Consider the following 14,456-nt stretch of genomic DNA (forward strand, 5'->3'; position numbering starts at 1 on the left):
CCGGGAACAGGAGCCGGGCCGAGAGCGAGACCGGGTCCGGGAACGGCAGCGGGACCGGCGCGCTCGGGCGTACCCGAGCGCCATTACCATCGAAGGACCTGGATTGAAGCGTTACAACTCATCCCCTCCAGCGGGGACGCGGGGAGCACACAGACCGTGAAGGCCGTCAGCATAAGGCAAGTGGCCGGGGAGGCCGGGGTCTCCGTGGCCACGGTGTCCAACTTCCTGAACAGGCCGGAGGTCCTCGCCCCCACCACCCGGGACCGGGTCCGCGAGGCCGTCGACGCGCTGGGGTACCGGCCCAACCAGGCCGCCCGCCAGCTCAGCAACGGCCACGGCACCGGAGTGGGCCTCGTGCTGTTCGACGTGCGCAACCCCTTCCTCACCGGGGTGGCCCGCGGCGCCGAGGACCACCTGCACACCGTGGGGCGGACCGTGGTGCTGTGCAACACCGATGTGGACGCCGGGAAGGAGGAGCGTTACCTGGAGATGCTGTTGCAGCAGCAGGCGCAGGGCGTGCTCATCACCCCCTCGGAGCTCTCCCGCGAGTGGGTGGACAGGGTGCGTTCGCTGGGACTGCGCATGGTGCTGTTCCACAACTCGACCGACTACCCGGACGTGTGCTCGGTGGCCGTCGACGACGTCGCGGGAGGCGAGATGGCCGCCACGCACCTGCTGGCGCGCGGGCATGGGCGGATCACCTGTGTGACGGGGCCGGCGCACATGCGCCAGTCCGTCGACCGCCTGACGGGGTGCCGACGCGCCGCCGCGCTCGCGGGACGGCCGGAGGAGGCCGTGGAGGTGGTGGAGGTCGGCGCGTTCACCCTGGACCAGGGGCGGCGCGCGGGTGAGAGGATCCTGGCCTCGTCCCGTCCGACCACGGCGGTGTTCTGCGCCAACGACCTGCTGGCCCTGGGCGTGATGCAGGCGGTCACCCGCGCGGGCAGGCGCATCCCCGACGACATCGCGGTGGTGGGCTTCGACGACATCGAGTCGGCGGCCACGGCCGGAGTCCCGCTGACCTCGGTGCACGTGGACAGCCACGCGCTGGGCGGCGCGGCGGCCGGGCTGCTGGTCGAGGAGGTCGAGGATCCCGGCCATCGGCACCGACGTCTGCTGTTCGCCCCCCACCTGGTCGAACGCGCCTCCAGTTAGCAGCGTGCAGGCAGTACCCGTAGAGCGTTCAGCGGGCGGTGCGCCCCAGAAAATTCACGAGGACCCAACAGCAAACAACCAAGAACTCGCGTGAGTTGTGGTTGCGCGCCAGCCCGGGCCCTACGGGTGCGTGGTCGGGGTCTGCTGGAGGCTTCCCTCTTCGGCGGGCCGCCCGCGCAGGTGCACGGGTGTACCCCTGGGCTGAGCACCCGGCACGTCTTCCGTGGCCCGCATCCTTCAGTCCAGGAAAGCCTCGATGTCGGCGGCCAACTCCTCGGGGTACTCGCCGTTGATCGCGTGCGAGGCGTCGGGGTGGACCTTCACCGTGCCGTGGGTGAGCGCGCGCTCGGCGGTAGCGACCGCGGTGTCCGGGTCGTGCATCACCGACTCCCCCGCGATGACCGCCAGCACCGGCATGTCCAGGTCCGAGAGCGCCCCCTCGCTGATCCTGCGGGGCTGGGGCAGCTTGAGCGCGTAGTTCTGCATGCCGGACTCGACCATGTCGGCGACCGGCACCTCCTCCACCGGCGCGCCACCCGCGGTCCAGGAGTTGAAGCCGTCGCGCCAGGAGCGCGGCAGCCAGGGCAGCGTGGCGGGCAGGGAGCGCAGGACCACCTCCAGGGGCATGTCGTCGAAGACGAACACCGGCTCGACCAGCGTCACGGTGGCGAGGAGCGAGGTTTCGCGCGTGGCGAGGTTCGCGGCCGTCCAGCCGCCGATCGACAGCCCCACCAGGTGGAACTCCTCCTCGGGTAGACCACCGAGGGCCTGGTGCAGCCACGCCGCCTGGTCACCGGCGTTCTCGATGGGCCTGTCCTGCACGCTCATACCTGGCTCGCCCAGCAAGTCGACCGTGTAGACGTCCCCGATCTCCAGCAGGGACGGCAGGTTGTCCGCCCAGACCGGTGACGCCGACGCCCGCCCGGGCAGGAGCACCAGCGGATTCCGCAGGTCGCCCGTCCCCTCGAAGCGGTACATCCGCACGACGCCGTAGTCCGTGCGCACGTCGGTCTCTGCGTCCGGCTGGGGCAGCTCCGCCATCGCGGTCTCGTAGGCCCGCACGAACTCGTCGTGTCCCTCGGCCGAGCGCCAGTGCCCCACCGGGGAGGGCGTGCGCAGGGCGACCGCGGCGACGAGCGCCACAACGACGACGACCCCGAGCACGAGGCCCCATCGGCCTCGCTTCTTCTTTTCCACCATGTCCCCTAACCGCTCGGTAAGTAATCTGACCGTACGGTAAGTTCTGGAGTCATGACAAGAGAAGACCCCGGTTCGGCACCGAGGAAGCCCAGAGAACCCACCCTGACCGAGCAGGCGCGGCGCGCCCAACTCATCGACGTGACGGTCCGGCTCATCGCCGAGCACGGGAACGCGGGAACCTCGCTGGCCCGCATCGCCGAAGCCGCAGGCATCACCAAGGCGGCGGTGCTGTACCACTTCCGCTCCAAGGACGCCCTGGTGCGCGCGGCGCACGAGAGCGCGCTCACGAACCTGGTCGAGCACGTGGGCGGAGCCGTCGAGAGCGCGGACGCAGAGCGGGCTCCCGCCGCCTACATCCGCTCGATGGTCGGTTACCTGCGGGATCACCCCGGGCACACCCGGGTGATCGTCGATGCGGTGGCCGACGGCGAGGACCGCCGTTCCAGTGAGCGCTGGCGTCCCCTGGCGGACCTGATGCGCGCCGCCCGGCAGGCACGCGGAACGGGCGCGGACCTGGACCTGCGCACCACGGCGCTGATCGTCGGCGGAGGCATCGACGCGATCGTGGCCGAGCACCTGGACCACCCCGGCTACGACCCGCTCGCCGCCGCCGAGGAGCTCGTCGCCATGCTCGACGGAGTCCTCTTCTCCTGACCCCCACCCCAAGGGGGTACAACAGACCCCGGCCACGCACCCGTGCACCTGCGCTGGTGGTGCGCCGTAGGGGGTGGGGGGAGTGCGCGGTCCGGTCACCACAGGGAGGTCCCCGGCCCCGGAGGGCACAGGAAGGGTAGAAGCCAGACATCCGTTCAGTGGCCCGCCCGCCACGCACAGGGGTAGCGCTCCCGGGAGCGGGTCCCGCACCGTGTGGGGGCGGGAGTACACGGCTGTAGAGCGTCGGTCACCGGGAAGCCCCTAGCTTCGGGCGCGCGTCGTGCGGGGACAAGCGGGGTGCAGAGCATGCAGGCGGCGCTCCGCCCCAGGGGGTTTTGGTAGAGCATCCAACAAACCCCAGCCCCGCACCCGTACGACCCGGGCGAACGCGCACACACAATCCGCACAGGCCCAGGAGCAAGCAGCCAGGCGGCCAGCCAAACGGCCAAACGGTTAGGAGGTCAGACCGAGGCAGCAGAACGCAGCTGTTCCTGGTACACGCGCGCCTTGGCCATCAGGCTGTCGAGCGCGTCCCGGGTGCGCACCAGTTCGGCGATGTGCCCGGTGAGCCGGTCGCGTTCCTGCCCCATACGCTCCATCGCCGCGTCGGAGTTCCTCTCGCTGGGCGATTCGACGCACGGCAGCAGCTCAACGATGGTGCGGCTGGACAACCCGGCGGCGTACAGCCGTTGGACGAAGGTGACGCGCTCGACGTCGTCGTCGGTGTAGTGCCGCTGCCCGCTGGCGCTGCGGGTGCTGGTGAGCAGCCCCTGCTCCTCGTAGTAACGCAGGGACCGGACGCTTACCCCCGCCCGTTTCGCGAGCTCACCAATACGCACGGCTTCCCCCTATGACCTGTGACACAAGTACTTGCCTCTCACATCAATGTCAGGTTTTAGCGTAGTCGGCGTGCCCGGGAAGGGCGCACAGTCCACGAAGGAGACCTGACGTGACCAGCCTGTTCGAGCGTTACCAGATCGGGAGCCTGACCCTGCCCAACCGGATGGTGATGGCGCCGATGACACGCGTCCGCGCAGCCGAGGGCGGGTTGGCGACACCGTCCATGGCGACGTACTACGCCCAGCGCGCGACCGCCGGCCTGATCGTGTCCGAAGGGGTGCAGCCGAGCCCGGTGGGGCAGTCCAACCCGGGCACGCCGGGGCTGCACACCGACGAGCAGGTCGCCTCCTGGAAACCGGTGACCGACGCGGTGCACGCCAACGGCGGACGGATCTTCGCCCAGATCATGCACGGCGGCCGCGTCTCGCATCCCAGCACCACCGGTGTGCAGCCGGTCGGCCCCTCGGCCGTGCCCGCCGCCGGAGACGTGTTCACCCCGACCGGGCCCCAGACCGCACCGATGCCGCGCGCGCTGGAGGAGGCCGAGGTGCCCGCGCACGCCGAGTCCTACGCCGAGGCCGCCCGCCGCGCCGTCGTCGCCGGGTTCGACGGGGTGGAGCTGCACGGCGCCAACGGCTACATGATCTCGCAGTTCCTCTCCTCCAACGCCAACCTGCGCACGGACTCCTACGGGGGCTCGGTGGCCAACCGGATCCGGTTCGCCGTCGAGGCCGCGACCGCCACCGCCGACGCCGTCGGGAAGGACCGGACCGGCATCCGCCTCTCCCCCGGCGGGCTGTTCTGGGGGGTCGAGGAGACCGACGTCCGCGAGCTCTACACCGCGCTGCTGACCGAGCTGGCCCGGATCGGGCTGGTCTACGTCCACCTCGAAGCCACCGCCGACGAGGAGCTGCTGCTGGAACTGCGCCGCGTCTGGCCGGGCACCCTCATCATGAACCCGACGGTTCCCATGGGCCCCAAGCAGGCCGACAGGGACGACGCCGACCGCTGGCTCGGGCAGGGCGCCGACCTCGTCAGCTTCGGCCGCGCCTTCCTCTCCAACCCCGACCTGGTCGAGCGGTTCCGCACCGGACTGCCGATCGCACCGATGGACGAGGCCAACTACTACCAGGGCGGCGACCAGGGATACCTGACCTACCCGGCGTACCAGCACAGCGCATAAGCCCGGGACCGGGTCCCTCCCCGCACCGAAGCGCAGAAGAGGCACGGGGAGGGGGCCGCGCTGGGCCTGAGGACCGGAGGCCGAGGTTCTCAGGCCATGGCGGGAACCCGGGCTCGGGTGCCACTACTGGTGCCACTGCCGGTACCGCCACCGCGCGGACCGGCTTCCTCAGCGCCGCCCTCTCCCTTTGGGGCGATAGCCGCAAAGCCTCACCGAAACCCCGGCCACCCGAGATGATCTTGCCCTTAGTGGCACTGTCGGCCATCGACAGTGCCACTAAGGGCAAGATCATCGGCGAGGAGAGCCCTTACGTCACACCGGTAACGGTTCCGGCCAGCCCCTAGCCAGCACGCGGCACCGACGCCCGGTCGTGCCCGGACGAACCATGACCGGGCTCCTCGACCGGGCTCACCTTCGCCCTCACCCTTCCGCTGAACGATCGACTGACGGGTCGAGCTCGGCCGCCACCCTGGCCGCGGTCTCCCGCAGCCAGGTGTGTGCCGCGTCGTGCCGGTGCACCGGGTGCCACCACAGCGCCTCCTGGATCGGTGCCGCCGGGAACGGGCACGGCAGCGCGCGCAGCCCGGCGCGCTCCTCCGCCTCCTCCACCAGGCGCCGCTGCACCAGCGCCACCCTGCGCGTGCCCCGCACCAGCCCGGGGAGCATCCGGAAGTTCTGCACCGAGACCTCCACCCTCGGCTCCAGGCCCAGCATGCCCAGCTGATGGGTGACCGGCGCGTCGTAGGGCCGCTGGTAGACGGCCCACGGCAGCCCTGCCAGGTCGTCCATGGTGACGGCCTCTCCCACGACGTCGTTGTCGGCGTCCACCAGGCACACCCACTCGTCCCGGTACAGCTCCACGGTCGGATAACCGCTGATCACCCCGTGCAGTATCAGGACGCCGTCCACTCCCCCGAGCACGCTCTCGGTGGCCTCGACGATCGTGGAGGGCAACTGCCGAAAGTGCAGCCGGATGCCCGGCGCCTCCGCGTGCAGTACACGGGCCAGCCGGGCCCCGAAGACCGTGACGGCGTAGTCGGAGGCCAGGAGGGTGAAGTCCCGCTCCTCCGTGGCGGGGTGGAAGTGGGCGCGGCTGCTGAAGAGCCGCTCCATGACCGAGCAGGCGTTGGCCGCGGGGCCCCGCAGCGCGTGCCCCAGCGGGGTCAGCTCGTAGTGGTTGCCCCTGCGCACGAGCAGCTCGTCGGAGAAGTGGCGGCGCAGGCGCGCCAGGGCGGCGCTGGTCGCGGGCTGGCTCAGGCCGATGCGCTCCCCCGCCTTGGTGACGTTGCGCTCCTCCAGCAGGGCGCGCAGGGCGACGAGCAGGTTCAGGTCCAGATTCGCGATGTTCAACGTGCACTCTCCCCGGACGTGCGCCCTTGCCTGACCTGCGCTCTCCCTGCGGGAATCCACTGCGTGAATGGCCTCCATATGAGAGATCTATTTCACAGATCCTTCCTGGTGGCCCAATGTTAATGGCATCACACCTGGAGGAAACACTGTGGCAAACGAACCGTCCCCAGCCCGCCCCTTCGCCCTCGGTACGTTCTCCGTCGGCGGCGACGTCCCGTTCCCGGGGCTGGTCGCCGATGAGGAGGTCATCGACCTGCGGACCGTCTCCGGCCTGCGGGGCTCGCCGGGCGGGAACCTGAGCACACGGGACCTGCTGGAGCGCTGGGCCGAGGTCCTGCCCGTGCTGCGCGAGCTGCCGGCGTCCGGCGGCAGCGGTCGCCACCGGATCGGTGACCTGCGCGTGCACGCCCCCGTACGGCCGCGCCAGATCCTGCAATCGGGCGCCAACTACCGCGCCCACGTCGTCGACCTGGCCGTCGCCCACGAGCCCGAGGGCGGGCGCCCGGCCGAGCAGGTGCGCACCGAGACCGCGGCGATGATGGACAAGCGGGCCGCCGAGGACCAGCCGTACATGTTCGTGGGCCTGCCCTCCTCCGTGACCGGCCCCCACGACGACGTGGTCATCCCCAGCTGGTGCACCAAGCCTGACTGGGAGCTGGAGCTGGCCGCGGTGATCGGCGAGCCCGCCTTCCGGGTCTCCCCCGAGCGGGCGCTGGAGCACGTGGCCGCCTACACCATCGCCAACGACGTCACCGCCCGCGAGCTGGTCTTCCGCCGGGACATGCCCGAGATCGGCGCCGACTGGCTGCGCGCCAAGAACGCCCCCACCTTCACCCCGCTCGGCCCCCGCCTGGTGCCCGCGGAGTTCGTCGCCGACCCCGGAGATCTTCGGGTGACCCTGAGGCTCAACGGACAGACCATGCAGGACGAGTCCACCAAGGACATGATCTTCGACGTCGCCCGCCTGGTCTCCTACGCCTCACAGACCGTCGAGCTGCTCCCCGGCGACCTCGTCCTGACCGGCAGCCCGGCGGGCAACGGCATGCACTGGGGCCGGACGCTGCGCCCCGGCGACGTCATGGAGGGCACCGTCACCGGCCTGGGCACCCAGCGCAACACCTGCGTGGCGGAGGAGGCCTGATGCCGGACCGCACCGGCGACGTGGCGCTCGACCGCACCGACCCCGGGGGCGCCGTGGCCGAGGCCGCCCGGAAGTACTCCAACTGGGGTCGCTGGGGCGAGGACGACGTCCTGGGCACCGTCAACCACATCGACGAGGCCAAGCGCCGCGAGGCGGCCGCGCTGGTCCGCCTGGGCGTGAGCTTCTCCCTGTCGCAGCGCTTCGACATGGACGGCCCCCAGAAGGGCTGGCGGCGCCGGACCAACCCCGTGCACACCATGCTCGACACCGGTGTGGACGCCGCCTTGGGCAACCAGGGCTTCCCGCACGGGATCGGCGGCGCCGACGACGTGGTGGCCATGCCGCTCCAGTGCTCCACCCAGTGGGACGGCCTCGGCCACATCTTCGACCACGGCCGGGCCTGGAACGGCCGCGACGCCGCCGAGGTCGTCACCTCCGCGGGCGACCGGATCACCGGTATCGAGCACATGGCCTCCCCCGTGACCGGCCGGGGCGTGCTGCTGGACGTGGGCCGGGCCCTCGGCGAGGACGGCGAACTCCCCGACGGCTTCGCCGTCACCACCGGACACCTGGAGGCCACGGCGAGGGCGCACGGTGTGCGGGTGGGCCGCGGGGACATCGTGTGCGTGCGCACCGGCCATCTCACCCGTGCCCGCCGCGACGGCTGGGGCGACTACGCGGGCGGGCCCGCTCCGGGGTTGTCCTTCACCACCGCCGGGTGGCTGCACGGCAGCGAGATCGCGGCCGTGGCCACCGACACCTGGGGCTTCGAGGTGCGGCCCAACGAGTTCGACGACGCGTTCCAGCCCCTGCACCAGGTGGCCATCCCCCACATCGGCCTGCTCATCGGCGAGATGTGGGACCTGGACGCGCTGGCGGCGCACTGCGCGGCCGACGGCGTCCACGAGTTCTTCCTGACCGCCGCACCGATCCCCTTCACCGGGGCGGTCGGCTCACCCGTCAATCCCATCGCCCTCAAGTGAGGTACCCCCCATGAGAGCTGTCAACAACGTCCTGGTCATCGGAGCCGGGACCTCCGGCCTGGCCCTGGCCGTCCTGCTCGCCCGCGAGGGCGTGCGCGTGGACGTGGCCGAGCTCAAGCACGACTCCGACGCGCTCGGTTCGGGCATCACCGTCCAGGGCAACGCGCTGCGGGTCCTGCGTGAACTCGGCGTGTGGGAGGAGGTCGAGAGGGCGGGCTCCACCTTCGAGAGCCTGGGTCTGCGCGCCCCCGACGGGTCGCTGCTGGCGGAGGTCCCCGACGTGCGCACCGGCGGCCCGGACCTGCCCGCGACGGTGGGGATGAACCGCCCCGAACTGGCCGCGATCCTGGTTCAGGCGGCCCGGTCGGCCGGTGCGCGGGTCCTTCCCGGGACGACCGCGCGCTCCCTGACCCAGCACCCGGACGGTGTCGAGGCACTGCTCTCCGACGGCGGTTCGGGCCACTACGACGTGGTGGTGGGGGCCGACGGCATCCGCTCCGCCACGCGCCGCATGATCGGTATCGACACCGAGCCCCAGCCGACGGGCATGGGCATCTGGCGCATCCACACCCGCCGCCCGGCCAGTGTGGAACGCACCGACCTGGTCTACGGGGGCCCGTGCTTCATCGCGGGCTACTGCCCCACCGGCCCGGACACCATGTACGCCTACCTGGTGGAGCGGGCCCGCGACAGCACCGGCCTCACCGAACGCGAGCGGGCCGCGCACATGACCGAGCTGTCACGGGGGTACCGCGGGGTCTGGGACGAGATCCGCGCCGACATCGCCTCCTCCGACCGGGTCAACTACACGTGGTTCGAGTCCCTGCTCGTGGACCGGCCGTGGAACCGCGGCCGTACGGTCCTCATCGGCGACGCCGCCCACGCCTGCCCGCCCACCCTCGCCCAGGGCGCCGCCCAGGGGCTGGAGGACGCACTGGTGCTGGCCGAGCTGCTGCTCGCCGCCGACACCGTCGACCAGGCCCTGTTCGACGAGTTCATGGACCGCCGCTTCGAGCGCGCCCGCACCGTGGTCGAGTCGTCGGTGACCCTGGCCCAGTGGCAGCTGGACGAGGTACGCGACGCCGACGTGCCCGGCATGATGCGCAAGGTCTCCGCGCTGGTTGCGGAGCTGCCATGATCATCGACGTCCACGCCCACGTCCTGCTCCCCGAGGTGGAGGGGGAGGTCGCCGGACGGCCCGGCCACGACGAGCACCGGGCCACCGACGCGAGGCGCAACGGGCGGGAGTCCCTGCGGGTCAGCGGCCGCATGATCACCGAACGGCTGAGCCGGCTGACCGAGGTGTCGGCACGCCTGGCCGACATGGACGCCGCGGGCGTGGACGTGCAGGTCGTCAGCCCCTCGCCGTCGCACTACCACTACTGGGCCGGGCCCGAGCTGGCCGAACGCGCGCACGAGCTGGCCAACGAGGGGGTGGCCGCGCACTGCTCCGGCGCACCCGACCGGCTGGTGGGCCTGGGCCTGGTCCCGCTCCAGCACCCCGGCCTGGCGGTGGAGGTGCTCGACCACGCCCTGTCCCTGGGACTCAGGGGCGTGGAGATCTCCTCCCACGCCCCCGGCCGGGAGCTGTCCGACCCCGCCTACGAACCGCTGTGGGCGCGGGCCGCCGAGACCGGGGCGGTGCTGTTCCTGCACCCCTTCGGCTGCACGCTCGACGAGCGGTTGGACCGCTGGTACCTGTCCAACATCGTCGGGCAGCCCGCGGAGAACGCCGTGGCCCTGTCCCACCTGGTCTTCTCCGGCGTCCTGGACCGGCACCCGGGCCTGCGGGTCGTGGCGGCCCACGGCGGCGGCTACCTGCCCACCCACCTCGGCCGCGCCGACCACGGCTGGCGGGTCCGGCCCGACGCCCGGGGCTGCGCCGACCCGCCCAGCTCCTACCTGCGGCGTATGTGGTTCGACTCCCTCGTCCACGATCCCGCGGTCCTGCGCCACCTGGTGGAGGCGGTGGGCGCCGACCGCGTCCTGCTCGGCTCGGACCACCCCTTCGACATGGGCACCGACGCGCCCGTGGACGCGCTGCGCGCGGCCGGCCTGGGCGCCGACGCCCTCACCGCGATCGGCGGCGGCAACGCCGCGGCCCTCCTCGACCTGACCACCGAAGCACCAGAGAAGGAATCACCATGACCGACCGGCTCATCACCCACCTCAGGCACGTCGCGCTCGCCGTGCCCGACTTCGACAAGCAGCAGCGGTTCTTCACCGACATGTGGAAGCTGACCGAGGCCGAGACCGACTCGGGGGTGTCCTTCCTGGCCGCGGAGGGCTCCCCGGAGAACTACGTGGTCCGGCTGCGCCGGGCCGAGGAGAAGCGGATCGACCTGGTGGCCTTCGGCGCGGCCTCGCCCGCCGACGTCGACGCCCTCGCCGACCGCCTGATCAGGGCGGGTGTGCGGATGGTGAACACGCCCGGGCCGATGGACACCCCCGGCGGCGGCTACGGGGTCCGGTTCTTCGACGTGGACGGCCGCACCATCGAGGTCTCCGCCGACGTCGCCGTCCGCAAGCACCGCAAGGTGGAGGAGACGGAGTCCGTCCCCGTCCGGTTGTCCCACGTCGTGCTCAACAGCCCCGACCTGGACCGCACCCGCGCCTGGTACGAGCGGCACCTGGGCTTCGCGCTCTCCGACACCCTCATGCACCCGAACATGGGCAAGGTCATGCACTTCATGCGGTGCAACTCGACGCACCACAGCATCGCCATCGCACAGGCTCCGCACACCTCCCTGCACCACGTCTCCTTCGAGATGCGCGGCATCGACGAGTACATGCGCGGCACCGGACGCCTGCTGCGCGCGGGAGTGCGCAAGATCTGGGGACCCGGGCGCCACATGGCGGGCAACAACACCTTCTCCTACTTCATGGACCCGCACGGCAACACCCTGGAGTACACCACCGAGCTGGAGCGGCTCAACGAGGACACCTGGCACCCGCACATGTACGACTTCTCCAACCCCGAGGTCACCGACCAGTGGGGCACGGCCAACCCGATGGACGAGTTCGTCGCCAAGGAGTCCTTCAACGACCCCGACCGCGGCGGCTTCATCGCCCCTCCCCTGTAGTCCGGACCCTCCCGTAGATCGGAGCACCATGCGACTGGCCACCTACCTACACGAGGGCCTGCGCCGCTGCGGGACCGTGGAGGGCGGGGAGGTCCTGCCCTTCCCGGAGGGGACCGACCTGCTCGACATCGTCCGCGGTGCCCCCGTCCCCGCGACGGGGGCGCCCTCGCCCCTGGCCGGGGTCCGGCTGCTCCCTCCCCTGGAGCCGCCCTCGGTCCGCGACTTCGTCACCTTCGAGGAGCACGTCGAGGGCGTTCGCCGCAGTGTGAGCGGGGAGGAGGGGGTCCCGGACGCCTGGTACGACGCGCCCACCTTCTACTTCACCAACCCGGCCGCGCTGGTGGGGGCGCACGACGACGTCCCGGTCCCGCCCGGATGCGAGGTCCTGGACTTCGAGCTGGAGGTCGCCGCGGTCGTGGGGCGCCCCGGAGGCGACCTCACCCCGGACCGGGCACGTGAGCACATCTTCGGCTACACGGTGTTCAACGACTGGTCGGCGCGCGACCTGCAATCCCGTGAGATGCAGGTGGGCCTGGGCCCCTGCAAGGGCAAGGACGCGGCGGCGACCCTGGGCCCCTGGCTGGTCACCGCCGACGAGCTGGAGCCCCGCCGCGACGGGGAGGGTTTCCTGCGCCTGGCCCTGACCGCCGAGGTCAACGGCGAGGTGGTCGGCAGCGACCTGCTGTCCAACATGGGCTGGACCTTCGAGGAGATGCTCGCGCACGCCTCGCGGGGGACGCGGGTCCGGTCCGGGGACGTGCTCGGCTCGGGGACCTGCGGCAACGGCGGGTGCCTGGCCGAGCTGTGGGGGCGGCGAGGCCGCCAGGACCCGCCCCCGCTCCGGCCCGGCGACACGGTCACCCTGACCGTGGAGGGCATCGGCACCGTCGCCAACACCGTCGTTCCCGGGAGGGCGGTCGAGCCGGTGCCCGGTGCACGCAGGCGCCCACGCGACCGTCCCTGAACAGCGCGCCCCGGGCGGGAGCAGCCCGCCCGGGGCCGGAGAGGAAACCATGGAACGCCTGCACGGCAAGGTCGTCGTGGTCACCGGCGCCGCACGCGGGCAGGGCGCGGCCGCCGCCACCGCCCTGGCCGAGGAGGGCGCCCGCGTCGTCGCCCTCGACGTGGTCGGTCCCGAACTGCCCCCCGAACCGCCTCCGCCGCCCGGCGGCGCGGTCGTCCACCGGCACCTGGACGTCACCGACGCCGAGGGCTGGCATGCGCTCGCCGCCTGGCTGCGCGAGGAGTACGGGCGCGTGGACGGGCTGGTCAACAACGCCGGGGTCACCTTGCGCCACCGCCTGGACGAGGTCGACCCGGCCGACTTCGACCGCGTGCACGCGGTCAACGTGACCGGACCGCTCCTGGGCGTCCAGAGCCTGCTGCCGCTCATGCCGCGCGGGGCCTCCATCGTCAACGTCGGCTCCGTCGCGGCCCTGACCGGGCACTACCCGGTCGCCTACACCGCGAGCAAGTGGGCGCTGCGCGGGCTGTCCGCGGCAGCCAGCCTGGAGCTGGGCCCACGCGGGATCCGGGTCAACACCCTGCATCCGGGGTTCGTCGAGACGCCGATGACCGCCTCCGCGCCGGAGGCGATGCACCGGGCCAGCATCGAACAGACCCCGCTCGGTCGGACGGGAACCGTGGAGGATATCGCGCCCCTGGTCGTGTTCCTGGTCTCCGACGAGTCCTCGTTCGTCACCGGCGCGGAGATCCCTGTGGACGGCGGGTACAGCACCCACGGCGGCGCCAAAGCGGTCTCGGACGCCCTGCGCCAGGCCGTGCCGTAGACGACCGGTCGATGCAGTAGGCTCACGGCCGCCCGATCGCCGACCACGAGGGGGTCCTCATGCCGACGGCCTTCATCCCGGGAGCGCGGTCATGAGGCTGTCGAGGGTGACGCCGGAGCTGCGCGGTCCCCTGCTCCGGTCGCCGGAGATACCGGTGCGGCTTCCGTGGGCCCTGCGCACCACGCGTTTCCTGATGCACCGGATGGACACCCGTCACCTGCCCGGCGTCACGCTAGAGCTGCCCGAGGAGGCGGCCCCCGGCGTCCGGGTGTACCGGCCCGAGGAACGCCGTTCGCAAGCCGCGCTCCTGTGGATCCACGGCGGCGGCCTGGTCATCGGCCGCGCCGTGCAGGACGACCCCCCTGTGCAGCGCCACGGCCCGGGAGCTGGGCGTCACCGTCGTGTCCGTCGAGTACCGCCTCGCGCCCGAGCACCCGTACCCCGCGGCGCTCGACGACTGCCACGCCGCCTGGACGTGGTCGCGGGAGAACGCCGCCTCCCTGGGCGTCGATCCCTCGCGCGTGGCCGTCGGGGGGCAGAGCGCGGGAGGCGGGCTCGCCGCCGCACTCGCGCAGCGGCTGCACGACGAGGGCGGTACACAGCCGCTCGCGCAGTGGCTGTTCTCCCCGATGCTCGACGACCGCACCGCCGCCCGGCGCGACCTGGACGGAGTCCGCCACTACATGTGGAACAACAGGGCCAACCGCTTCGGCTGGTGCTCCTACCTCGCCGCCGAACCCGGTTCGTCCACCCTGCCGCGGTACGCCGTCCCCGCGCGGCAGGAGGACCTCAGCGGGCTTCCGCCCGCCTGGATCGGCGTCGGCGACATCGACCTCTTCCACGACGAGTCCCGTGAGTACGCGCGGAGGCTGGGGGACGCGGGCGTCGACACCGCCTTCCACCCCGTGCCCGGGGCGTCCCACGGGTTCGAGTCCTGGGCGCCCGGCACCGGCGTCGCCCGCGATCACCTCGCGACGGCCCGGGCGTGGTTGGGGCGGGCCCTGGCGCGGAGAGCCGGCCGCTCCTGAACGCCGGGACCGGCGGCCGCGCCCCGGAGAGCGGCGACTTCCCGGGGCC

The 14,456-nt window shown here is 72.1% G+C and carries 15 protein-coding genes; 11 read left to right on the forward strand and 4 right to left on the reverse strand.

Translation table 11 applies throughout. The features are described 5' to 3' along the window. Nucleotides 1-156 precede the first annotated feature (156 nt). A complete protein-coding gene (locus tag AC0T5L_RS22995) occupies nucleotides 157-1,155 on the forward strand; it encodes a LacI family DNA-binding transcriptional regulator (protein WP_476167552.1) in 999 nt (332 codons plus the stop codon). 237 nt (nucleotides 1,156-1,392) lie between these two features. On the opposite strand, the gene AC0T5L_RS23000 is transcribed toward AC0T5L_RS22995, so the two are convergent. Then, on the reverse strand, nucleotides 1,393-2,355 hold the full coding sequence (locus tag AC0T5L_RS23000) for an alpha/beta fold hydrolase (protein ID WP_476167553.1): 963 nt from the start codon (nucleotides 2,353-2,355) through the stop codon (nucleotides 1,393-1,395). Nucleotides 2,356-2,406: 51 nt separating this feature from the next. Between AC0T5L_RS23000 and AC0T5L_RS23005 the strand changes: the two genes are divergently transcribed. Next, on the forward strand, nucleotides 2,407-3,009 hold the full coding sequence (locus AC0T5L_RS23005; RefSeq protein WP_476167554.1) for a TetR/AcrR family transcriptional regulator: 603 nt from the start codon (nucleotides 2,407-2,409) through the stop codon (nucleotides 3,007-3,009). A 461-nt stretch (nucleotides 3,010-3,470) separates the two neighbouring features. Here AC0T5L_RS23005 and AC0T5L_RS23010 read toward each other — a convergent pair whose 3' ends face one another. Next, a complete protein-coding gene (locus AC0T5L_RS23010; protein ID WP_476167555.1) occupies nucleotides 3,471-3,848 on the reverse strand; it encodes a MerR family transcriptional regulator in 378 nt (125 codons plus the stop codon). 110 nt (nucleotides 3,849-3,958) lie between these two features. On the opposite strand from AC0T5L_RS23010, the gene AC0T5L_RS23015 reads away from it, so the two are divergent. After that, on the forward strand, nucleotides 3,959-5,032 hold the full coding sequence (locus AC0T5L_RS23015) for an alkene reductase (RefSeq protein ID WP_476167556.1): 1,074 nt from the start codon (nucleotides 3,959-3,961) through the stop codon (nucleotides 5,030-5,032). A 420-nt stretch (nucleotides 5,033-5,452) separates the two neighbouring features. Here AC0T5L_RS23015 and AC0T5L_RS23020 read toward each other — a convergent pair whose 3' ends face one another. Then, on the reverse strand, nucleotides 5,453-6,382 hold the full coding sequence (locus AC0T5L_RS23020) for a LysR family transcriptional regulator (protein WP_476167557.1): 930 nt from the start codon (nucleotides 6,380-6,382) through the stop codon (nucleotides 5,453-5,455). A gap of 148 nt (nucleotides 6,383-6,530) precedes the next feature. Here AC0T5L_RS23020 and AC0T5L_RS23025 point away from each other — a divergent pair, with 148 nt between their 5' ends. From AC0T5L_RS23025 to AC0T5L_RS23055, 7 genes are read left to right on the forward strand one after another with little or no spacing between them, the layout of a single operon-like run. Further along, the gene (locus AC0T5L_RS23025; protein ID WP_476167558.1) at nucleotides 6,531-7,523 is read left to right on the forward strand and encodes a fumarylacetoacetate hydrolase family protein; all 993 of its coding nucleotides are present in this window, start codon (nucleotides 6,531-6,533) and stop codon (nucleotides 7,521-7,523) included. Then, nucleotides 7,523-8,506: a cyclase family protein gene (locus tag AC0T5L_RS23030; RefSeq protein WP_476167559.1), complete on the forward strand. Its 984-nt coding sequence runs from the start codon at nucleotides 7,523-7,525 to the stop codon at nucleotides 8,504-8,506. The genes AC0T5L_RS23025 and AC0T5L_RS23030 overlap by 1 nt, the downstream gene beginning before the upstream one ends. Before the next feature lie 10 nt (nucleotides 8,507-8,516). Further along, complete coding sequence (locus AC0T5L_RS23035) at nucleotides 8,517-9,644, forward strand: FAD-dependent monooxygenase (protein WP_476167560.1); 1,128 nt, start codon at nucleotides 8,517-8,519, stop codon at nucleotides 9,642-9,644. Further along, nucleotides 9,641-10,654, forward strand: coding sequence for an amidohydrolase family protein (locus AC0T5L_RS23040; RefSeq protein WP_476167561.1), 1,014 nt, complete (start codon nucleotides 9,641-9,643; stop codon nucleotides 10,652-10,654). Before AC0T5L_RS23035 ends, AC0T5L_RS23040 begins: the two co-directional genes overlap by 4 nt. After that, nucleotides 10,651-11,589 carry a VOC family protein gene (locus AC0T5L_RS23045; protein ID WP_476167562.1) on the forward strand — a complete coding sequence of 313 codons (939 nt, stop codon included), beginning with the start codon at nucleotides 10,651-10,653 and terminating at the stop codon, nucleotides 11,587-11,589. Before AC0T5L_RS23040 ends, AC0T5L_RS23045 begins: the two co-directional genes overlap by 4 nt. 28 nt (nucleotides 11,590-11,617) lie before the next feature. Then, the gene (locus AC0T5L_RS23050; RefSeq protein ID WP_476167563.1) at nucleotides 11,618-12,553 is read left to right on the forward strand and encodes a fumarylacetoacetate hydrolase family protein; all 936 of its coding nucleotides are present in this window, start codon (nucleotides 11,618-11,620) and stop codon (nucleotides 12,551-12,553) included. Between the two features lie 49 nt (nucleotides 12,554-12,602). Next, nucleotides 12,603-13,379, forward strand: a complete 777-nt coding sequence (locus tag AC0T5L_RS23055) for an SDR family NAD(P)-dependent oxidoreductase (RefSeq protein WP_476167564.1) — start codon at nucleotides 12,603-12,605, stop codon at nucleotides 13,377-13,379. 232 nt (nucleotides 13,380-13,611) lie between these two features. Here the strand turns inward: AC0T5L_RS23055 and AC0T5L_RS23060 are convergent, their stop codons facing one another. Then, nucleotides 13,612-13,776, reverse strand: coding sequence for a hypothetical protein (locus tag AC0T5L_RS23060; RefSeq protein WP_476167565.1), 165 nt, complete (start codon nucleotides 13,774-13,776; stop codon nucleotides 13,612-13,614). A gap of 4 nt (nucleotides 13,777-13,780) precedes the next feature. Between AC0T5L_RS23060 and AC0T5L_RS23065 the strand changes: the two genes are divergently transcribed. Next, nucleotides 13,781-14,407 carry an alpha/beta hydrolase fold domain-containing protein gene (locus AC0T5L_RS23065; RefSeq protein ID WP_476167566.1) on the forward strand — a complete coding sequence of 209 codons (627 nt, stop codon included), beginning with the start codon at nucleotides 13,781-13,783 and terminating at the stop codon, nucleotides 14,405-14,407. Nucleotides 14,408-14,456 lie beyond the last annotated feature (49 nt).

Source organism: Nocardiopsis sp. TRM 82005 (genome assembly GCF_056312425.1).